The organism is Pseudomonas sp. B21-031 (assembly GCF_024748985.1).
Lineage (GTDB): Bacteria > Pseudomonadota > Gammaproteobacteria > Pseudomonadales > Pseudomonadaceae > Aquipseudomonas > Aquipseudomonas kermanshahensis.
The window spans coordinates 4,763,076-4,783,844 of the sequence record NZ_CP087181.1; the positions used below are offsets into that span (position 1 = coordinate 4,763,076).

Genomic DNA, 20,769 nt, shown 5'->3' on the forward strand with positions numbered 1-20,769 from the left:
GCCTGACCGCGCCATCGCAAGGACCCCGTATGAGCCTGTCACTTCTCAGCCGCTACGCCTTCTTCGCCGCCTGTGTATTGTTCACCCTGGCGAGCCTGCCGTTCACCCACCATGAGTGGTTGTGGCCGTTCACCCTGACCACTGCCGTGCTCAGCCTGATCGGTGTGTTCGACTTGCTGCAGCAACGCCACGCCGTACGCCGCAATTACCCGATCCTCGGCAACATCCGTTACCTGGTCGAGGGCATTCGCCCAGAGATCCGCCAGTACCTGCTCGAAGCCGACAGCGACGCCCTGCCCTTCTCCCGCGCGCAACGCTCGCTGGTCTATGCCCGGGCCAAGAACGAAGCCTCGGACAAACCCTTCGGTACCCTGATCGACGTGTATGAGTCCGGCTTCGAATTCATCGGCCACTCCATGCGCCCGGCACCGCTGACCGACCCAGCGAGCTTCCGCGTCATCGTCGGCGGGCCGCAGTGCCGGCAGCCGTATTCGGCGTCGATCTTCAACATTTCCGCCATGAGCTTCGGCTCACTCAGCGCCAACGCCATCCGCGCCCTTAACCAGGGCGCCAAGCTGGGCAACTTCCACCACGACACCGGCGAAGGCAGCATCAGCCCTTACCACCGGGAACACGGTGGCGACTTGGTTTGGGAGCTGGGCAGCGGCTACTTTGGCTGCCGCACGCCTGACGGGCGCTTCGACCCGGAGCGCTTTGCCGCCCAGGCACGCAGCCCGCAGGTGCGCATGATCGAGATCAAGATGAGCCAGGGCGCCAAGCCAGGCCACGGCGGCATCCTGCCCAAGCACAAAGTGACCCAGGAGATTGCCGAAACCCGCGGCGTGCTCATGGGCGAGGACTGCATCTCGCCGTCACGCCACAGCGCCTTCTCCACCCCGATAGAAATGATGCAGTTCATCGCCCAGCTGCGTGAGCTGTCGGACGGCAAGCCGGTGGGCTTCAAGTTCTGCCTGGGCCACCCGTGGGAGTTCATGGGCATCGCCAAGGCCATGCTGGAAACCGGCATCCTGCCCGACTTCATCGTCGTCGACGGCAAGGAAGGCGGCACCGGTGCAGCGCCGGTTGAGTTCACCGACCACATTGGCGTACCGCTGCGCGAAGGCCTGCTGTTCGTGCACAACACGCTGGTGGGCCTGAACCTGCGCGACAAGATCAAGCTCGGCGCCAGCGGCAAAATTGTCAGCGCGTTCGATATCGCCAGCGTGCTGGCCATCGGCGCCGACTGGGCCAACTCGGCGCGCGGCTTCATGTTCGCCATTGGCTGCATCCAGTCGCAAAGCTGCCACACCAACAAGTGCCCGACTGGCGTGGCCACGCAAGACCCGTTGCGCCAGCGTGCGCTGGTGGTGCCGGACAAAGCCCAACGGGTGCTGAACTTCCACCACAACACCCTGCGCGCCTTGGCTGAAATGCTGGCAGCGGCCGGCCTGGACCACCCCGCGCAACTGGAGGCCAAGCACCTGGTACGGCGCGTATCGGCCACAGAGATCAAGCTGTTCTCGCAGATGCACGTATTCCTCAAGCCGGGCGAGTTGCTGACCGGCGAGGTGAATGGGCAGTTTTATTCGCGGATGTGGCAGCTGGCCAGGGCGGACAGCTTCGAGCCGAACAGTGAGGTGGCAGCCTGACATGGCTGGGGCCGCTATGCGGCCCCAGCCAGTTCACATCAGGATGCGGTGCTCGCGACCCCTTGCGCCTCCTTCGGCGCCAGGCGGAAGGTGTAGTACAAGGCGGTCAGCAAGACCAGGAACGCCGGCCCGATGTACAGCGCCACGCGGGTATCCTCGAAGTACGCCATCAGCCCCACCACCAGCACCAGGAAGGCCAGTGCCAGGTAGGAGCTCAGCGGCCACAGCCACATGCGGTATTTCAACGCCTTGCGCTCGGCAGTCGACAGCCCGGCGCGGAATTTGAGCTGCGCCAGCAGGATCATCACCCAGGTCCAGATCGCGCCAAAGGTGGCGATCGAGGTCACCCAAACGAAGACTTTTTCCGGCACGAGGTAGTTGGCCAGCACGCCCAGCAACAGTGCGCCAATCGACAGCAGCAATGCATTGCGCGGCACACCGTTTTTCGAGGTGCGGGCAAAGGTCGCCGGGGCCTGGCCATTTTGCGCCAGGCTGTAGAGCATGCGCCCAGTGCTGAAGATGCCGCCGTTGCACGACGACAGCGCCGCCGTGATGACCACGAAGTTGATGATGCCGGCCGCAGTCTTGATACCGAGGCGCTCGAAGGTCATCACGAACGGGCTGCCCTGGCTGCCGATCTCGTTCCATGGGTAGATCGACAGGATCACGAACAGCGCGCCCACATAGAACAGCAGAATGCGCCAGAACACCGAGCCGATGGCCTGGGGGATGGTTTTTTGCGGGTTGCGCGCTTCGCCGGCGGTCAGGCCGATCATTTCCACGCCCAGGTAGGCAAACATCACCATCTGCAGCGACATCAGCACACCGGTCACGCCGTTGGGCATGAAGCCGCCATTGCTCCACAGGTTGGAAATGCCCACCGCCACGCCGTCGTTGCCCAGGCCGAAAGCAATGATGCCGATGCCCCCGAGGACCATGGCAATGATGGTGACGATCTTGATCAGGGCGAACCAGAACTCGAACTCACCGAACGCCTTGACCGCAATCAGGTTGACCGCACCCATGCTGCCCAGCGCCGCCAAGGCCCAGATCCAGCGGGGTACGTCGGGGAACCAGATGCCCATGTAGATGGCCACCGCGGTGATTTCCGCCACGCAGGTCACCAGCCACAAGAACCAGTAGTTCCAGCCGGTGAGAAAACCGGCCAATGGCCCAAGGTAGTCCTGGGCGTAGCGGCTGAAGGAGCCGGCAACGGGGTTGTGCACGGCCATCTCACCGAGGGCGCGCATAATGACCAGGATGGCCAGGCCACCGATGATGTAGGAAAGCATGATGGCAGGGCCGGCCATTTCGATGGCTTTGGCCGAACCGAGGAAGAGACCGACACCGATACAGGCGCCCAGCGCCATAAGACGGATGTGCCGTTCGCCCAGTTCACGCTTGAGAGGGCCGCCTTGTGCGGTCTCGGCATGGGCAGGGTGGTTGCCGACTGGCATAGCAATACAACCTCATTTTGTTATTGGATTTGACCTTCGTGCCGCAACGGCCGCGCCGATAGGCGGGGCAGTGACTGGCCAGGCTGGCCTTGTGGGCCGGCCCGTGTGCCGGAGTAGAGCGTCCGGCAGGCCGAAGGGGCGAGCAGTATAGGAAGCTACCTGTAGGGATTTTCACTGTATAAAAGGGGAAATTTGGCGAGAAATCTCGGGTCCATTCCACTGCTCATAGGGTTCTGAGGCTGTTACACGCCGCAGATTCAGGGCGACACCTTATCAACATCACCTGGCCCCGAAACCCACACCAAAGCCGCATATCCCTACGCCACTTTTCTCGCCTTCCTACAAATTTTTCACCCAACCCGGTCAACGTCTAAGCTTCAGACAAGCAAGACGAAAATACCTGGCCGGATTGAAGACTATGGGCGCACTGTGGCAATCGGAACCAACCAGAACGGAAGCACCCGCAACCCCTCCGGCCGAGACGCCACCTGCAAAGTCCCCACGTCAGCGTCGGCTCTGGTGGCGGCTGATCATTTTGATCCTGCTGGTGGCCCTCATCGCCCTGGGCTTTGCCGCCTATGACGAATTCCGCACCTCCAACCTGCAATCGCGGGAGTTCAGCAAGCTCGCCACCACCCTGACCTACTCGCTGCAGCCAGGCCCCAGCGACGCCATCGTCTACCCCGGTGAAGGCCCGTTCGACAAACGCCTGGGTTACAGCGCGCTGGGCGAATTCCTGCCGCGGCTGCTCAAACGCGACTACCTGATCAGCGAACAGGTGCAGTTCTCGCCCGCATTGATGGACTACGTCGATCACGGACTGTTTGCCCCCTATATTGAGAAGATCCAGGCGGGCCTGTCGATTACCGACTGCCGTGGCGACACGCTGTACCAGTACAACTACCCGCAACACCTGTACCCGGACTTTGCAGCGATCCCGCCGGTGATGGTCAACAGCCTGTTGTTCATCGAAAACCGCGACCTGCTCGACACCACCGACCCGCGCAACAACCCGGCCGTCGACTGGCCGCGCTTCGCCAAAGCCGCCTACAGCCAGGTGGCCAAGTACTTTGCCTTGCCCGGCCAGTCGGCCGGTGGCAGTACCCTGGCGACGCAGCTGGAAAAGTACCGCCACTCGCCGGATGGCCTGACCGTGTCCGGCGCTGAAAAGATCCGCCAGATGGTGTCCGCCAGCGTGCGTGCCTACCAGGGCGGCCCGGACACCACCGAGGCCCGGCAACGCATCGTGCGCGACTACCTCAACAGCGTGCCGCTCTCGGCGGTGCCCGGCCACGGTGAAGTGCATGGCATGGCTGAAGGCTTACGGGTGTGGTACGGCGCCGATTTCGACCAGGTCAACCAGGCCCTGCTGTCGACCGCCAGCGACCCCGAAAGCCTGGCGGCGCGTGGCCTTGCCCTGCGCCAGGTACTGTCGCTGATGATCGCCCAGCGCCGCCCCTCGCATTACCTGTCCAAAGGCCGGGTCGAACTGGCAGAACTCACCGACTCCCATGTGCGTGTGCTCGCCGCCAACAAAGTCATCGACCAGCCGCTGGCCGATGCGGCGCTGGCCAGCAAGGCGGTGTATCGCGACTGGGTGGCACAACCGACCATCGTGCCGATCATCACCAACAAGGGCATCAGCCTGGCCCGCAATCGCCTGGCGGCGATGCTCAACCGCCCGCTGTACGACCTTGATCGCCTCGACCTGTCGGCCACCAGCACCCTGCAGGCCGACCTGCAGATGCAGGTCAGCCAGTACCTGAAGAACCTTTCGGACCCTGAATTCGCGGCGCAGATCGGGCTGATCGGCGAGCGACTGCTGACCACCAAGACCACCGATCAGGTGCGCTACAGCTTCACGTTGTTCGAGCGCACCGCCGATGGCTCGAGGGTTCGGGTGCAGACCGACAGCACCGACCAGCCGTTCGACATTAACGAAGGCAGCAAGCTGGAACTGGGCTCGACGGCCAAGCTGCGGGTGCTCACCACCTACTTGGAAATCATCGCCGAGCTGCACGACAAGTATGCCGGCAAGCCCGCTGCCGAACTGAAGAAAGTCGAGGTGGCCGAACTGGACCGCATCACCCAGTGGTCACTGGAATGGCTGATGCAGAACAGCAAGGACCAGAACCTCGATGCCATGCTCGACGCCGCCCTGGAACGCAAGTATTCGGCCAACACCGGCGAAGCCTTCTTCACCGGGGGTGGCATGCACGTGTTCAACAACTTCCGCAAGGAAGACAACAGCCGCAATCCAACGCTGAAGATCGCCCTGCGCGAATCGATCAACCTGCCGTTCATCCGCCTGATGCGCGACCTGGTGCGCTACGTCACCTATCAACAGCCGTTCAATCGGGTACCGCTGCTCAAGGACGACGCCGACCCCCGCCGCCAGGAATACCTGGCCCGTTTCGCCGACAAGGAGGGCACCAACTACCTGATGCGCTTCTGGAAGAAGTACCAGCGCAAAACCTCGCAGCAACGCCTGGACACCTTCCTCGACAGTATGCGCGTGACCCCGCAGCGCCTGGCGGCGGTGCACCGCTACCTGTTCCCCGAAGCCGGCCAGGAAACCTTCAACGCCTTCGTGCGCGCGCACAGCAAGGACGACAAGATTGCCCTGGGCAAACTCACCGACGGTCGCCTGTCGGAAATGTACGACGCCTACGGCCCAGGCAAGTACGACTTGCCCGACCAGGGTTACATCGCCAAGGTCCACCCGCTGGACCTGTGGCTGCTCGGCTATCTGCTCAAGCACCCTAGCTCGACGTTGACCGAAATGGTCAATGCCAGCCGCTTCGAACGCCAGGAAGTGTATGGCTGGCTGTTCAAGAGCCGCCATCAAGGTGCACGCGACAGCCGTATCCGCACCATGGTCGAGATCGAAGCGTTCCTCGACATCCACCAGCGCTGGAAGCGCGTGGGCTATCCGTTCGACCACCTGGTGCCGTCACTGGCCACCGCCATTGGCAGCTCGGGTGACCGCCCGGCCGCCCTCTCCGAACTGGTCGGCATCATTCAGAACGACGGCGTGCGCCTGCCGACCTTGCGCATCGACACCCTGCACTTCGCCGCCAACACCCCCTACGAGACCAAACTGGTGAGTGACCCCGATCGCGGCCAGCGGATCCTCCCGGTGGAGGTCGCGCGGGCCCTCAAAGGCGCTATGTCACAAGTGGTCGACGCGGGGACTGCGCGGCGTATTTCCGGCAGCTTCAAGCTGCAGGACGGTACACCGCTGGTGATGGGCGGCAAGACCGGTACCGGCGACAACCGCATCGAAAGCTTCGGTGCCGGGGGCCGCTTGATCGGCTCGCGTTCGCTGAACCGCACTGCCACCTTCGTGTTCTTCCTGGGCGATAACCACTTCGGCACTTTGACCGCATTCGTGCCGGGGCGCTCGGCTGAAGCGTTCAAATTCACCTCGGCGTTGCCCGTGCAAGTGCTCAAGGGCATGGCGCCGATCCTTATGCCCTACCTGCAGCCAGGTAACCCGAATGAATGTAAAGCGCCGCAGGTTGCGATGCACGGGAGCGACTCATCTAACATTTAGATGATAATCATTGGCATTCATGGCTTGTCTTTAGATATATCTTGAGTAATATCTTAAGATATATCGCACAAGACGGAGCCCATGTTGATGCGCGACCATACACCCCACGATCCTTTCGAGCGCCGCCCCGGCCGCGGCGAACGCGGCCCTCGCGTATTCGCCCCCGGCGACCTCAAGCTGCTGATGCTGGCCCTGCTGGCTGAGCAACCTGGCCACGGTTATGACTTGATCCGCCAGATCGAAAACCTGTTCGACGGCAGCTATAGCCCAAGCCCTGGCGTCATCTACCCGACCCTCAACTTCCTTGAAGAGGCCGAGCTGATCAGCGGCCAGGTCCAGGGCAGCAAACGCCTGTACGCCATCACCGATACCGGCCGCACCGCCCTGGCCGAGCAAGCGGTCGCCCTCGACGGCGTGCGCATGCGCATCGAAGTCAGCAAACGCGCCCTGCGCGGGCACGACCGCCCACCCGAGATCCACGAAGCGGTCGGCAACCTGCGCCATGCGCTGCACATGCACAGCGGGCGCTGGACACCAGAAGAAATCGAACGGGTCCGCGACCTGCTTAACAACACGGCCAAGGCCATTGCCTCCGGGCCGGACGATGCCGTTACGGAGAACCCCCATGAGTGACACCATTCACCGCGTCAACCACGAAATCCGCCAGCGCCGCCTTGACGTGCTGCGCGTTACTGACCTGACCCCACGCATGCGCCGTATCACCCTGGGCGGTGCGGAACTGGCGGGCTTTACCAGCGTCGGTACCGACGATCATGTGAAGCTGCTGTTTGCCGAAACGCCGGCGCAACAGCAGGCCATCGACGCCCGTAATCTTGGCCGCGACGGTGGCGAACGGCCCACCATGCGCGAATACACGCCACGGCGCATCGACCTGGTGGCCAACGAACTGGACATTGACTTCGTCCTGCACGGTGATGGCCCTGCCTCCACCTGGGCCGCCCAGGCGGCGCCAGGCCAACACCTGAACATCGCCGGCCCACGCGCCTCGTTGGTGGTACCGGATATCTTCGACAGCTACCTGCTGATCGGTGACGAGACGGCGATCCCCGCTATCGGCCGCCGCCTTGAAGAACTGCCCGCGGGCCGGCACGTGCTGGCGGTAATCCAGATCGAAGACGAACAGGAACGCCAGCCGCTGCCAAGCAAGGCGCAGGTGGATGTGATCTGGGTCCGGCGCCAGGAAGAGGACCTGCTCGCCCTGCTGAAAAACCTGACCTTGCCACAAGGCAGGTTGTACGGCTGGGTGGCGCTGGAAAAAGCCCTGACCCGCCAGGCCAAGGCGTTGCTGCTGGAAAAAGGCGTGCCGGACGATGCCTTGAAGGCAGCGGCCTACTGGCGGGCGGACGGTACTGCGGACGACGAGTAAGCGCCGTTCTCGCGTAACGCGCTTGAGCTTCGCCCCAGATAATGGACGGGTGCCCAACATCTGAGGCGCAGCTCAGCTTTCTGTAGGAGCAGCCTTGTGCTGCGAAGAGGCCAGTGGCATCACCCCAGTTCTTCAGAGGCTCCACTGGCCTCTTCGCAGCACAAGGCTACTCCTACACGCTGACCGCCAACTGCCGGCCGCGCCAGCGGTCCAACCCCAGCAACACCAGCCCGATCCCCCAGAACCCCGCCAACACCCCGAGGGCATTGAGCATCACCCGCCCATACCCGAGGCTCGCCACATCGATGAAGGGGTAGGCATACACGCCAATCTCACTGCCCCGCCACAGCGCATAGGCAAAGTACCCCGCCGGGTACAGCGCCCAGCCCGCCAGGTGCCACAGCCGCAAATGGCCCTTGGGCACTGCGACCCACCAGTACAGCACGAACAACGCCGGCATCACATCATGCAGCAACTCGTCTGCCAGCCATTGCCAACCCTCGGGTTGCCACAGGTGACGCAGCAGCACGCTGTAGGCCAGCGCCACCAGCACGATACTGGCCGCCACGGCGGAGCTGACCGAGGGCAACAGAAAGAAGCGCCTGGCGCTGCCCTCCCGACCAAACGCGGCATAACTCAGCACCGTCGCCACCAAGGTGTTGGTCAGCACGGTGAAATAACCAAACACGTTGACCAGCCCGCCGATCAGGCTGGCCTGTTCCTGCCAGCGCGCCAGCAACACCAGGTAGACCTGCACCGCAAGGCCGAACCAACCGAGCACGGCGGCCAGGCTCAGCCAGGGATGGCGCCGCACCTCAGGCCTTGCGCTGCAGCTTCACGTACAGCTGTTCGACCTTCTCCCGCGCCCAAGGCGTCTTGCGCAAGAAGGTCAGGCTCGACTTGATGGTCGGGTTGCTCTTGAAGCAACGCACATCGACGCGCTCGGCCAGGCCCTGCCATTCGTAGTGAGCCACCAGTTCGGTGAGGATCTGCTCTAGGGTCTTGCCGTGCAACGCGTTGTGTTGGGCCGTGCTCATGCCAGTGCTCCAGCGTGGGAAAGGTGCGCACCTTACACGAGTGTAGTGGCCAGGGGACTCAGGTCGCTTGAAAAACCGCTGGCCAGAGGCGAAAGCCTTATGCTGAAATAGCAATGTTATACAGTAACAATACAAAAGCCTCTGCCAAGGAACGCCCCATCCCCATGCTGTACATCCCGCTCCGCCTCTCCCCCCTCGCCGTCGCACTGTGGCTGGCCTCATCACCCAGCCAGGCCGTTGAACTCGAACCCCAGGTCATCACCGCCAACCCGCTGGGCAATCGCCAACTGGCCGCCCCGAGCACGGTCCTCGAAGGTGACCACCTGCTGCAACAGCAACACGGCAGCCTCGGTGAAACCCTGAACAAACAGCCCGGCGTCGCCTCTACCTGGTTCGGCCCTGGGGCAAGCCGCCCGGTGATCCGCGGCCTGGACGGCGACCGCATCCGCATCCTGCGCAACGGCGTCGGTGCACTGGATGCCTCGTCGCTGTCCTACGATCACGCCGTACCGCTCGACCCGGTGACCGTGGAGCGGGTCGAAATCGTCCGCGGGCCCGCTGCCCTGCTCTACGGCGGCAATGCCATTGGCGGTGTGGTCAATACCTTCGATAACCGCATCCCCGATGCGCCCATCGAAGGCATCCACGGGGCGGGCGAACTGCGTTATGGCGGCGCCGACACCACCCGCAGCAGCGCCGGTAAACTGGAAGCCGGCAACGGCGCCTTCGCCCTGCACCTGGACGCCAACAGCCGCCAGTTCAACGATTTGCGCATCCCTGGTTACGCGCGCAGCTCAAAGGTGCGTGACGCCGACGAGCCGGGGAGCAAACACCGCTTGGAGAACAGCGACGGGCGTCAGGATGGCGGCGCCGTCGGCGGCTCTTACCAGTGGGATCATGGCTATGCCGGCCTGTCCTACAGCCGCTACGACAGCAACTACGGCTCGGTGGCCGAACCCGGCGTACGCCTGGACATGCAGCAAGACCACTACGCATTCGCCTCTGAACTGCGTGACCTCGAAGGCCCGTTCAGCTCGGTCAAGGTCGATGCCGGCTATACCGACTACGCGCACAGCGAAATCGAAGAAGGCGAGGTGCACACCACCTTCAAGAACAAGGGCTACGAGGCACGCATCGAGGCGCGTCACCAGCCACTCGGGCCGGTTGAAGGGGTGATCGGTGCCCAGGTCAGCCGTAACGAGTTCTCGGCACTGGGGGAGGAAGCGTTCGTCCCGCATACCGATACCGACAGCCTGGCGCTGTTCATGCTTGAGCAATGGCAAGCCACCGAGCGCCTGAACCTGAGCCTGGGCGCGCGTTTGGAGCACACCCGCGTCGACCCGGATGCCAAGGGCAACGAGACCTTTGCCGCGGCCGACAGCGCCAGCAGTTTCAATGCCTTCAGCCTGTCGTCCGGGGCGGTGTACCAGCTCGACCCGGTCTGGGCACTGGCCGCCAACCTTGGCTATACCGAGCGCGCCCCAACCTTCTATGAGCTGTATGCCAACGGTGCGCATGTGGCCACCGGGGCTTACGAGGTGGGCGATGCCAGCCTGAACAAGGAAAAGGCCATTTCCGGCGACTTGGCCCTGCGCTTCGACAACGGCACTCACAAAGGCAGCGTCGGGGTCTTCTACAGCCACTTTCGCAACTACATTGGCCTGATCGGCACAGGCAACCTGCGTGAGGGCCATGACCACGACCATGGCGAGGACGAGCATGACCACGATCATGATCACGACCATGCGGGCTTCCCGGAGTACCAGTATCAGGGCGTGCGAGCGCGCTTCTATGGCATCGAGGCGCAAGACCGCTGGCAACTGGTCGAGAACCGCTATGGCAGCTTCGCGCTGGAGCTGTCCGGCGACTATACCCGGGCCAAGAACCTCGACAGTGGCGAACCGTTGCCGCGAATCGCACCGCTGCGGTTGAACAGTGGCCTGGTCTGGGCGCTGGACCGCTGGCAGGCGCGGGTCGATGTGCAGCATGCCGCGTCGCAACATCGCACACCGGCCAACGAAACCAGCACCGATGGCTACACCACGCTGGGCGCCAGCGTTGGCTATCGTTTCGACATCGGGCAGAGCGAGTGGCTGGCCTTCGTGCGGGGTGAAAACCTGACGGATCAGACGGTGCGCTATGCCAGTTCGATTCTGCGGGATATTGCGCCAGCGCCGGGGCGCAGTGTGGAAGTGGGGCTGCGTACGACGTTTTGAGATCCCATTGGGGCGCCTTGCGCCCCAATTCGCGTGTAGGGGCAGCCTTGTGCTGCGAAGAGGCCGGAGATAACACAGCAGATCTTCACTGATTTCACCGGCCTCTTCGCAGCACAAGGCTGCTCCTACAAACGGCACTGTTACCGGATCGACAACAATCAACTGCGACAATTTGTCTTTTTTTCTTACAACTTCCCCTATATCCTCCCCGCCGCAAGCTGAATCGCTTCATCGACTCCACCTTGTTGTCATCTCCATTGAAGGGCCCGCCCTTCGATGCCCTTGTCGTTTTTTCAATAATCAAAAGATAGCGCTATCTCATGCTCCAGCTGCCCAAAACCTGTTTCATCGGCCTTGCCCTCACCGCCTGTGCAACCCCTGCCAGCGCCAGCGAAATGTTCGCCAGCGATTCCCCGTGGATGCTGGGCGATTGGGGCGGCACCCGCAGTGAATTACTGGCAAAAGGTTACGACTTCACCCTCGGCTATACCGGCGAAATGGGCAGCAACCTGCACGGCGGCTTCGACCACGACCGTACCGCGCGCTATAGCGACCAGTTCACCTTCGGTAGCCACCTGGACCTGGAAAAAATCTTTGGCTGGAACGACACCGAATTTCAGCTGACCCTCACCGAGCGCCACGGCGACAACATCAGCAACGACCGCATCAACGACCCGCGTGTCGGCGGCTTCACCTCTGCCCAGGAAGTCTGGGGCCGCGGTGAAACCTGGCGGCTCACGCAACTGTGGGTGAAACAGAAGTACTTCGACGGCGCGCTGGACGTCAAATTCGGCCGTTTCGGCGAAGGCGAAGACTTCAACAGCTTCCCCTGCGACTTCCAGAACCTGGCGTTCTGCGGCTCGCAGGTAGGCAACTGGGTTGGCGGCATCTGGTACAACTGGCCTGTCAGCCAATGGGCCCTGCGCGTGCGCTACAACCTCACCGACGCACTCTATGCCCAGGTCGGCGTGTACGAGCAAAACCCCTCCAACCTGGAGTCGGGTAACGGTTTCAAGCTCAGTGGCAGCGGCACCCAGGGCGCCATCCTGCCGGTCGAACTGGTGTGGAGCCCACAGGTCAATGGCCTGAAAGGGGAATATCGCGCCGGCTACTACTACAGTAATGCCAAGGCACTCGATGTGCTCGACGACAGCAACGGCCAGCCGGCCGCGCTCAGTGGCGCCGCCTACCGCAGCCGTTCGAGCAAGCACGGCATGTGGCTCGGCGCCCAGCAGCAGGTCACCTCGCTGGCATCCGACCAGTCCCGTGGCCTGAGCCTGTTCGCCAACGCCACCTTGCACGACAAGAAGACCAATGCCATCGACAACTATGTTCAGGCAGGACTGGTATACAAAGGGCCCTTCGATGCCCGCGCCAAGGACGACATCGGCTTCGCCCTCGCCCGCGTGCACGTCAACCCGGCCTACCGCAAGAACGCCCGCCTGGCCAACCAGGCCGCCGGCCTCGACGACTACGACAACCCTGGCTACCTGCCCGTGCAGGACACGGAGTACAGCGCCGAGTTGTACTACGGCATTCATTTGGCCGACTGGCTCACAGTGCGCCCCAACCTGCAGTACATCCGCCACCCGGGCGGGGTGTCGCAGGTTGACGATGCGCTGATCGGCGGCCTGAAGATCCAAAGCACTTTCTGAATCAACTTTTTGACATAACGGAGAACCTACGATGAGCACTGACGGTGCCAAGAATGGAACCCGCTGGCTACCGCGCCTTCTGGGCGTGCTGCTGTTGCTGATGGGCCTGGCCCTGCTGGCTGGCGGCATCAAGCTGAGCCAGCTGGGGGGGTCGCTGTATTACCTGATCGCCGGCATCGGCTTTGCCCTGTCCGGTATCCTGCTGCTGGCCCAACGCCGCATCGCCCTCGGGCTGTACGGCCTGGTGCTGCTCGGCAGCACCGCCTGGGCATTGCTGGAAGTGGGCCTGGACTGGTGGCAACTGGTGCCGCGCCTGGCCATCTGGTTCGCCATTGGCGTGGTCCTGCTGCTGCCCTGGGCACGTCGCCCACTGATCGGCCCGGCCGCCAAGGCCAATACCGCGCTGCTCAGCGTCGCCGTGGTCGCCTCCGGTGCCTGCGCCCTGGGCAGCCAGTTCACCCACCCAGGTGAAGTGTTCGGCGAACTGGGCCGCGAGAGCAGTGAGATGGCCAGCGCCGCGCCGGCCATGCCCGACGGCGAATGGCAAGCCTACGGCCGCACCGAGCATGGCGACCGCTATTCGCCGTTGCGCCAGATCACCCCGCAGAACGCCTACCGCCTGGAAGAAGCCTGGCGCATCCGTACCGGCGACCTGCCGACCGACAACGACCCGGTGGAGCTGACCAACCAGAACACCCCGTTGAAGGTCAACGGTATGCTCTACGCCTGCACTGCGCACAGCAAGCTACTGGCCCTGGACCCGGACACCGGCGCCGAAATCTGGCGCTACGACCCGCAGGTCAAGAGCCCGGTCGGTACCTTCAAGGGCTTCGCCCACATGACCTGCCGCGGCGTCTCGTACTATGACGAGAACAACTACGTCAGCCGTGATGGCAGCCCAGCACCGAAAATCACCGATGCCGGCCAGGCCGTCGCCCAGGCCTGCCCGCGCCGCCTGTACCTGCCCACCGCCGACGCTCGCCTGATCGCCATCAACGCCGACAACGGCAAGGTCTGCGAGGGCTTCGCCAACCAGGGCGTGATCGACCTGACCACCGGCATCGGCCCATTCACCGCCGGCGGCTACTACTCCACTTCGCCTGCGGCGATCACCCGTGACCTGGTGATCATCGGCGGCCATGTCACCGACAACGAGTCGACCAATGAGCCGTCCGGCGTCATCCGCGCCTACGACGTGCACGACGGCCACCTGGTGTGGAACTGGGACAGCAACAACCCGGACGACACCAAGCCTCTGGCACCTGGCAAGACCTACAGCCGCAACTCGGCAAACATGTGGTCGATCGCCAGCGTCGATGAAGACCTCGGCATGATCTACCTGCCGCTGGGCAACCAGACCCCAGACCAATGGGGCGCCGACCGCACCCCGGGCGCGGAAAAGTACAGCGCAGGTGTTGTCGCCCTCGACCTGACCACCGGCAAGGCCCGCTGGAACTACCAGTTCACGCACCACGACCTGTGGGACATGGACGTCGGCAGCCAGCCAACCCTGGTCCACCTGAAGACCGCCGATGGCGTGAAGCCGGCGATCATCGTGCCGACCAAGCAGGGCAGCCTGTATGTGCTGGACCGCCGCGACGGCACGCCAATCGTGCCGATCCGTGAGATCCCGACCCCGCAAGGCGCCGTGAAAGGCGACCACACCTCGCCGACCCAGGCCCGCTCCGACCTCAATCTGCTCGGCCCTGAGCTGACCGAACAGGCCATGTGGGGCGCCACGCCGTTCGACCAGATGCTGTGCCGCATCCAGTTCCGCGAACTGCGTTACGAAGGCCAGTACACCCCGCCGTCCGAGCAGGGTTCGCTGATCTACCCAGGTAACGTCGGCGTGTTCAACTGGGGCAGCGTGTCGGTCGACCCGGTACGCCAGTTGCTGTTCACCTCGCCCAACTACATGGCCTTCGTGTCGAAGATGGTGCCGCGCGAGCAAGTCGCCGCCGGCAGCAAGCGCGAAAGCGAGACCAGCGGCGTGCAGCCCAACACCGGCGCACCGTACGCGGTGACCATGCACCCGTTCATGTCGCCGCTGGGCGTACCGTGCCAGGCGCCTGCCTGGGGCTATGTGGCGGCCATCGATCTGTTCACCAACAAGGTCGTGTGGAAGCACAAGAACGGCACCACCCGCGACAGCACACCTGTGCCGATCGGCCTGCCGGTAGGCGTGCCGAGCATGGGCGGTTCGATCGTCACCGCAGGCGGCGTCGGCTTCCTCAGCGGCACCCTCGACCAGTACCTGCGTGCCTACGACACCAACAACGGTAAAGAGCTGTGGAAAGCCCGCCTGCCGGCCGGTGGCCAGGCCACGCCAATGACCTACAGCGGCAAGGACGGCAAGCAGTACGTGCTGGTGACCGCTGGCGGCCACGGCTCGCTGGGCACCAAGATGGGTGATTACATCATCGCTTACAAACTCGCCGACTAAGCTTCTAGCGGCAAGCTACAAGCCACAAGAGAAAGCGGGGCCTGCAGGGCCCCGTTTTTTTTTGCAACTTGCAGCTTCTAACGCAAAGCTTGAAACCCATCCCCCCGCGCCCCATCTAAGCACCATAGTCATTCACGCAGGTGCCCCATGAGCAACCAGCAGGATTTGCCCGAACACCCCGACGAACACAGCGAAGTCGAGCACGCCGATACCCAGGCCACCCCCGGCCACGCCCTCGCCCTGCCCGGCCAGCAACTGCCGGACAAGGTGTATGTGATCCCGATTCACAACCGCCCGTTCTTCCCGGCACAAGTGTTGCCCGTAATCGTCAACGAAGAGCCCTGGGCAGAAACCCTCGACTTGGTCGCCAAGTCACCCGACCACTGCCTGGCGCTGTTCTTCATGGACACCCCGCCCGAAGACCACCGCCATTTCGACACCTCGGCCCTGCCGGAGTACGGCACCCTGGTCAAGGTGCACCACGCCAGCCGTGAGAACGGCAAGCTGCAGTTCGTGGCTCAGGGCCTGACCCGGGTGCGCATCCGGACCTGGCTCAAGCACCATCGCCCGCCCTACCTGGTCGAAGTGGAATACCCGCGCCAACCCACCGAGCCTACTGACGAGGTCAAGGCCTACGGCATGGCGCTGATCAATGCGATCAAAGAGCTGCTGCCGCTCAACCCGCTGTACAGCGAAGAGCTGAAAAACTACCTCAACCGCTTCAGCCCCAACGACCCGTCACCGCTGACCGATTTTGCCGCGGCCCTCACGTCGGCCACCGGCAGCCAGTTACAGGAAGTGCTCGATTGCGTGCCCATGCTCAAACGCATGGAAAAGGTCCTGCCGATGCTGCGCAAAGAGGTCGAGGTGGCGCGCCTGCAGAACGAGATCTCGGCCGAGGTCAACCGCCAGATCGGCGAACACCAGCGCGAGTTCTTCCTCAAAGAGCAGCTCAAGGTCATCCAGCAGGAGCTGGGCCTGACCAAGGACGACCGCAGCGCCGACCTCGAACAGTTCGAGCAGCGCCTTGAGGGCAAGACCCTGCCCGCCCAGGCGCAGAAGCGCATCGACGAAGAAATGGGCAAGCTGGCAATCCTCGAGACCGGCTCACCCGAATACGCCGTGACCCGCAACTATCTCGACTGGGCCACCGCCCTGCCGTGGGGCGTTTACGGCAAAGACAAGCTCGACCTCAAGCACGCGCGCAAGGTGCTCGACCAGCACCACGCCGGCCTTGATGACATCAAGGAACGCATTCTCGAATTCCTCGCCGTGGGCGCCTGGAAAGGCGAGATCAGCGGCTCGATCGTGCTGCTGGTGGGCCCGCCAGGTGTGGGCAAGACCAGCATTGGCAAGTCCATTGCCGAATCGCTCGGCAGGCCGTTCTACCGCTTCAGCGTCGGCGGCATGCGCGACGAGGCGGAAATCAAGGGCCACCGCCGAACCTACATCGGCGCCCAACCGGGCAAGCTGGTACAGGCACTGAAAGACGTCGAAGTGATGAACCCGGTGATCATGCTCGACGAGATCGACAAGATGGGCCAGAGCTACCAGGGCGACCCGGCTTCCGCGCTGCTGGAAACCCTCGACCCCGAGCAGAACGTCGACTTCCTTGACCACTACCTGGACCTGCGACTGGACCTGTCCAAGGTGCTGTTCGTCTGCACCGCCAACACGCTCGACTCGATCCCCGGGCCGTTGCTCGACCGTATGGAAGTGATCCGCCTCTCCGGCTACATCACCGAAGAAAAGCTGGCCATCGCCAAGCGTCACCTGTGGCCCAAGCAGCTGGACAAGGCCGGCGTGGCCAAGACCAGCCTGAGCATCACTGACAGCGCACTACGCACCGTGATCGAGGGCTATGCCCGTGAGGCCGGGGTGCGGCAGCTGGAGAAGCAACTGGGCAAACTGGTGCGCAAAGCCGTGGTCAAGTTGCTGGAAGACCCGGATGCCAAGCTCAAGATTGGCAGCAAAGACCTGGAGGCCGCGCTCGGCATGCCAGTGTTCCGCAGTGAGCAGGTGCTGGCCGGCAAAGGCGTGATAACGGGTTTGGCCTGGACCAGCATGGGCGGCGCCACGCTGCCGATCGAAGCCACCCGCATTCATACCCTCAGCCGCGGCTTCAAGCTGACCGGCAAACTGGGGGATGTGATGAAAGAGTCCGCCGAGATCGCCTACAGCTACGTCAGCTCCAACCTCAAGCAGTTTGGTGGTGACCCAGGCTACTTCAACGAGGCGTTCATCCACCTCCACGTGCCCGAAGGTGCGACGCCCAAGGACGGCCCAAGCGCGGGGGTGACCATGGCCAGCGCGCTGCTGTCGCTGGCGCGGGACCAGGCGCCGAAAAAAGGCGTGGCCATGACCGGTGAATTGACCCTGACCGGCCAGGTGCTGCCCATTGGCGGGGTGCGTGAGAAGGTGATTGCCGCCAAGCGGCAGAAGATCTTCGAGCTGATTCTGCCCGAGGCCAACCGCGGCGACTTCGAAGAATTGCCAGACTACCTGCGTGAAGGGCTGACGGTGCATTTTGCCAAGCGCTTTGCCGACGTGGCGAAAGTGCTGTTCTGATCAGTCCTGGCCTGTTTGCGGCATTCGCCGCGAACAGGCCAGTACCGCTGGCACAAATTTGCACGTGCTTCGGTTATCCTCAGGTCATCGCCAGCCTACGGAGCCAACATGACCGCCCCTCGTCTGCTCGTTCCACTGAGCCTTACCCTGCTTGCTGCCTGCGCCCAGCACCCCCTGCCAACCGTCGAGCTGGACGCCGAAAGCGAATGCCCTCAGCGTCTGAAGGTGGGCCAGGCACTGACCCTGACCCTTCCAGGAAACCCCTCAACCGGCTACCGCTGGCGCATTGAGAACCCTGCCGCAAGCATCCTGAAAAGCCTCGGCCCTGAGGTCTACAGCGCCCCCGATGACACCGACGTGGTCGGCAGTGCCGGCTCGTCCACCTGGCGCTACCTTGCCAGCAGTGCCGGAGAAGCCCAACTGGTGCTGGTGTATCAACGCCCCTGGGAAGCTGAAGTAGCGCCGGTGCAGAGCTTCGAGTGCAAGGTCATCGTACGCTGACCGCGCTTAACGCCTGTCGCTGGCAACCTTGACTGCCAGCAGGTAGGTGTAAAGGTCCTGCAGCGCTACCTGCGCGACATCCAAGTCCATCATGGGGTTGAGCTGAATAGCTTGTGACTGCCATTCATGCTCCACCTTGCGCAGTTCCATCAGCCACTCCTGCTTGAGCGGTTCAAGCCCGACCAGCAACTTGACCGCCTCGTACTCGTTCAGTGCATCTTTCAAGGCGTGCTGCACCGTTGCCAGGTCACCGGTCGTTTCATTGATCTTCACGTCGAGCTTGGCGCGCACCTTGATCAAATCATTGAACGTTTTCGCCCCTTCCAGAACGTCGACGTGGCCCGTGAGTTTCTGAACGACTGCCGTGAGCAACTGGGTGTCGAATTTCGGGTCTTTGATCAACCCGGCTATCTGAGCGATCTCATCCTCACTGGGGATTAGCCCCTTCAAGGCACTGTAGATAGAGGGTTTTTCGAACAGCGTGATGGCCTGGACGATATCCGCCTGTTGTTGCCGCTGCTGCTGCAAGCGCTGGTCAAACGCTGCGACCTGGCCATCGAGCCTGGCAGTACGTGCTTCCAGGTCTGGCAATTGCTGCACCAAGGCGGACAGCGAAAAGAGCTCCAGCCGTAAACACTGCTTGGCCAATGCTGCATGATGCTGGTTGAGCCGGCTGATAACACCGGCCAGCCTCGTATCGACGCTGGCCACCGTCGTGCGTGTAACAAATTCGCGATTCTCCAGAAGCACAATGCCGCCGACCAGGCTTTCCAGAAAGCACCGTTCCACAGCCACTATCAGTTTCTTCAGGTCATCCAATTGCTCACGTGCTGCAGGCAGGACCTGCTGGCGTTTGGAATCAATCAACAAGAATGTGTGATCTTCCAACACTTGCATGCGGGTAAAATCAGGTAGGGCGAATTCGACGTTTGCAACATCCATGTCAGGCATCCTCGTACTCTTCAACCAAGTCATTAAACAATTCAGACAGCGTATGGCAAATACCGCCTATCTTGGTCCACGGATTAATCACCTCTGAAAAATCGTGGACAAAGGATTCCAATTGGGTGCTGCTGGTCAGTTCCTTGGCCTCATTCATCGAGTTATTGGCATAGGACGCCAAAAACAACCAGACATCTGCAAGCCTTTTAGTGGCCGCAGACAGGTCTTTGCACCTGAATTGAAGGTCCCTGACCAATGAAGATACCCGTTCAAAATCTTTGCGCGCTGGCTCCATTTTTATCAGCGCAAGCGCCAATTCATCGCGTTGCGTTATCAATCCATTCTTGGCTGCACGTATCTGCTCGGCCTTGGCGCCGAACACACCACCGGTCACCAGCAACCCCAGCGGGCCTAACAACAGCCCCGTGAAGGCATAACCGACATTGGCGTCGTACTCCGACTTGAGCTGATCGATTTTCTGATCCCACTCATCAAGCTGCTTGCGCTTTTCCAGTACATCGTTGGCGGCGATTTTCTCATCAAAATGCTTGAGCAACCGCACCATGCGTGGCTTGAGCTCAATCCTGATTTCACGATTAAACCAGGAGGCGCGCCCGTCGACGTCTGCAATGCGCCGCTGAGTGTTCTCGATTTCGCGGATCAGGCCAGTGATGCCGCCGCTTAACACCGATGTAATCTGTTCGCGCTCTTCCGGGGTCAGCTCATGGTTGTAAACATCCACGCCTTCCTCGGATTTGTTTTTCTTGATTTGCTGAAACACCTCGCTGCGCTCAAGGTTGCCCAGCAAGGCACCGCCGCGCTTTACCAGGCTTTCAGCGAACAGTTCGATTTCAGGCCCCAGCTGCTTAATGCTGCGTTCGAGCGTGTCCCACTCATTCACATGCCTGTGCAGCGCCCGATACAGATCATGCACAAAGGTGGCGTCAATGCCGAGTGACGCGTAATTGACATCTTGATCAACTTCGCTTCGAGTGCGCGGCAACTGGTTAACGACATTGGCATACGACTTGATAGCCTTGAGGTTCTCTGCGGTCAATAAGCCGCCCACTTGGCTACCACTATTGACACGGCTACTGATAAATGCAAAGTACCGCTCCGGCAATAACTTCACCTTGAGCGCCAGGTCCATTTCCTCAATGGGAATACCTGCCTGCCCCTGCGCGTCATTCATTATATGTTCCATAACCTTACCCGTATAACCCACGATGGAAGTGAGTTATTAAAGTAGCGGCATTACGGGGCCCACGTTAATAGCGGTTATTGTTGTTATCGGGTAGGAAAGTTCAATTAAACCAGTGTGAACGCACTGACCCCGAAGCACTGCCATGGCAAGATGC

Annotated in this window: 14 protein-coding genes; 9 read left to right on the forward strand and 5 right to left on the reverse strand. The window is 62.1% G+C overall.

Features of this window, described 5'->3' with window-relative positions; all coding sequences use genetic code 11:
• The first annotated feature begins 29 nt into the window (after positions 1–29).
• Positions 30–1,649, forward strand: coding sequence for an FMN-binding glutamate synthase family protein (locus LOY53_RS21235; RefSeq protein ID WP_027594171.1), 1,620 nt, complete (start codon positions 30–32; stop codon positions 1,647–1,649).
• 38 nt (positions 1,650–1,687) lie between these two features.
• Here the strand turns inward: LOY53_RS21235 and LOY53_RS21240 are convergent, their stop codons facing one another.
• Entirely contained in the window at positions 1,688–3,106 is a 1,419-nt protein-coding gene (locus LOY53_RS21240; RefSeq protein WP_099455156.1) for an amino acid permease, read from the reverse strand.
• A 418-nt stretch (positions 3,107–3,524) separates the two neighbouring features.
• On the opposite strand from LOY53_RS21240, the gene LOY53_RS21245 reads away from it, so the two are divergent.
• The 3 genes from LOY53_RS21245 (at position 3,525) to LOY53_RS21255 (ending at position 8,049) form a co-directional block, all read left to right on the forward strand.
• A complete protein-coding gene (locus LOY53_RS21245; protein WP_099430279.1) occupies positions 3,525–6,662 on the forward strand; it encodes a transglycosylase domain-containing protein in 3,138 nt (1,045 codons plus the stop codon).
• Positions 6,663–6,749: 87 nt separating this feature from the next.
• Positions 6,750–7,295 carry a PadR family transcriptional regulator gene (locus LOY53_RS21250; protein ID WP_252825652.1) on the forward strand — a complete coding sequence of 182 codons (546 nt, stop codon included), beginning with the start codon at positions 6,750–6,752 and terminating at the stop codon, positions 7,293–7,295.
• Entirely contained in the window at positions 7,288–8,049 is a 762-nt protein-coding gene (locus tag LOY53_RS21255; RefSeq protein WP_252825653.1) for a siderophore-interacting protein, read from the forward strand. Before LOY53_RS21250 ends, LOY53_RS21255 begins: the two co-directional genes overlap by 8 nt.
• Positions 8,050–8,221: 172 nt before the next feature.
• Here LOY53_RS21255 and LOY53_RS21260 read toward each other — a convergent pair whose 3' ends face one another.
• Positions 8,222–8,863, reverse strand: coding sequence for a Pr6Pr family membrane protein (locus LOY53_RS21260; RefSeq protein WP_252825654.1), 642 nt, complete (start codon positions 8,861–8,863; stop codon positions 8,222–8,224).
• A gap of 1 nt (position 8,864) precedes the next feature.
• A complete protein-coding gene (locus LOY53_RS21265) occupies positions 8,865–9,086 on the reverse strand; it encodes a VF530 family DNA-binding protein (RefSeq protein ID WP_027594165.1) in 222 nt (73 codons plus the stop codon).
• A 164-nt stretch (positions 9,087–9,250) separates the two neighbouring features.
• On the opposite strand from LOY53_RS21265, the gene LOY53_RS21270 reads away from it, so the two are divergent.
• From LOY53_RS21270 to LOY53_RS21290, 5 genes are all read left to right on the forward strand, one after another.
• Positions 9,251–11,302 carry a TonB-dependent receptor gene (locus LOY53_RS21270; RefSeq protein WP_258703265.1) on the forward strand — a complete coding sequence of 684 codons (2,052 nt, stop codon included), beginning with the start codon at positions 9,251–9,253 and terminating at the stop codon, positions 11,300–11,302.
• A 320-nt stretch (positions 11,303–11,622) separates the two neighbouring features.
• Positions 11,623–12,957: a carbohydrate porin gene (locus tag LOY53_RS21275; protein ID WP_252825656.1), complete on the forward strand. Its 1,335-nt coding sequence runs from the start codon at positions 11,623–11,625 to the stop codon at positions 12,955–12,957.
• Between the two features lie 31 nt (positions 12,958–12,988).
• Positions 12,989–15,400 carry a glucose/quinate/shikimate family membrane-bound PQQ-dependent dehydrogenase gene (locus LOY53_RS21280; protein WP_027594162.1) on the forward strand — a complete coding sequence of 804 codons (2,412 nt, stop codon included), beginning with the start codon at positions 12,989–12,991 and terminating at the stop codon, positions 15,398–15,400.
• 147 nt (positions 15,401–15,547) lie between these two features.
• Positions 15,548–17,968, forward strand: a complete 2,421-nt coding sequence (gene lon, locus LOY53_RS21285; protein ID WP_252825657.1) for an endopeptidase La — start codon at positions 15,548–15,550, stop codon at positions 17,966–17,968.
• A 108-nt stretch (positions 17,969–18,076) separates the two neighbouring features.
• The gene (locus LOY53_RS21290; RefSeq protein WP_099455161.1) at positions 18,077–18,469 is read left to right on the forward strand and encodes a protease inhibitor I42 family protein; all 393 of its coding nucleotides are present in this window, start codon (positions 18,077–18,079) and stop codon (positions 18,467–18,469) included.
• Positions 18,470–18,475: 6 nt separating this feature from the next.
• Here LOY53_RS21290 and LOY53_RS21295 read toward each other — a convergent pair whose 3' ends face one another.
• Both LOY53_RS21295 and LOY53_RS21300 read right to left on the reverse strand, forming a co-directional pair.
• A complete protein-coding gene (locus LOY53_RS21295; protein WP_258703266.1) occupies positions 18,476–19,411 on the reverse strand; it encodes an alpha-xenorhabdolysin family binary toxin subunit B in 936 nt (311 codons plus the stop codon).
• A gap of 1 nt (position 19,412) precedes the next feature.
• The gene (locus LOY53_RS21300; protein WP_252825659.1) at positions 19,413–20,603 is read right to left on the reverse strand and encodes an alpha-xenorhabdolysin family binary toxin subunit A; all 1,191 of its coding nucleotides are present in this window, start codon (positions 20,601–20,603) and stop codon (positions 19,413–19,415) included.
• Positions 20,604–20,769: the final 166 nt, after the last annotated feature.

What these genes read in the sequence shown, in the direction of transcription:
- LOY53_RS21240 (WP_099455156.1), bottom strand. Translation starts at nt 3,106, where the DNA reads ATGCCAGTCGGCAACCACCCTGCCCATGCCGAGACCGCACAAGGCGGC.
- LOY53_RS21300 (WP_252825659.1), bottom strand. Translation starts at nt 20,603, where the DNA reads ATGAATGACGCGCAGGGGCAGGCAGGTATTCCCATTGAGGAAATGGAC.
- LOY53_RS21270 (WP_258703265.1), top strand. Translation starts at nt 9,251, where the DNA reads ATGCTGTACATCCCGCTCCGCCTCTCCCCCCTCGCCGTCGCACTGTGG.
- LOY53_RS21235 (WP_027594171.1), top strand. Translation starts at nt 30, where the DNA reads ATGAGCCTGTCACTTCTCAGCCGCTACGCCTTCTTCGCCGCCTGTGTA.
- LOY53_RS21255 (WP_252825653.1), top strand. Translation starts at nt 7,288, where the DNA reads ATGAGTGACACCATTCACCGCGTCAACCACGAAATCCGCCAGCGCCGC.
- lon (WP_252825657.1), top strand. Translation starts at nt 15,548, where the DNA reads ATGAGCAACCAGCAGGATTTGCCCGAACACCCCGACGAACACAGCGAA.
- LOY53_RS21275 (WP_252825656.1), top strand. Translation starts at nt 11,623, where the DNA reads ATGCTCCAGCTGCCCAAAACCTGTTTCATCGGCCTTGCCCTCACCGCC.
- LOY53_RS21250 (WP_252825652.1), top strand. Translation starts at nt 6,750, where the DNA reads ATGCGCGACCATACACCCCACGATCCTTTCGAGCGCCGCCCCGGCCGC.
- LOY53_RS21265 (WP_027594165.1), bottom strand. Translation starts at nt 9,086, where the DNA reads ATGAGCACGGCCCAACACAACGCGTTGCACGGCAAGACCCTAGAGCAG.
- LOY53_RS21290 (WP_099455161.1), top strand. Translation starts at nt 18,077, where the DNA reads ATGACCGCCCCTCGTCTGCTCGTTCCACTGAGCCTTACCCTGCTTGCT.
- LOY53_RS21295 (WP_258703266.1), bottom strand. Translation starts at nt 19,411, where the DNA reads ATGGATGTTGCAAACGTCGAATTCGCCCTACCTGATTTTACCCGCATG.
- LOY53_RS21245 (WP_099430279.1), top strand. Translation starts at nt 3,525, where the DNA reads ATGGGCGCACTGTGGCAATCGGAACCAACCAGAACGGAAGCACCCGCA.
- LOY53_RS21280 (WP_027594162.1), top strand. Translation starts at nt 12,989, where the DNA reads ATGAGCACTGACGGTGCCAAGAATGGAACCCGCTGGCTACCGCGCCTT.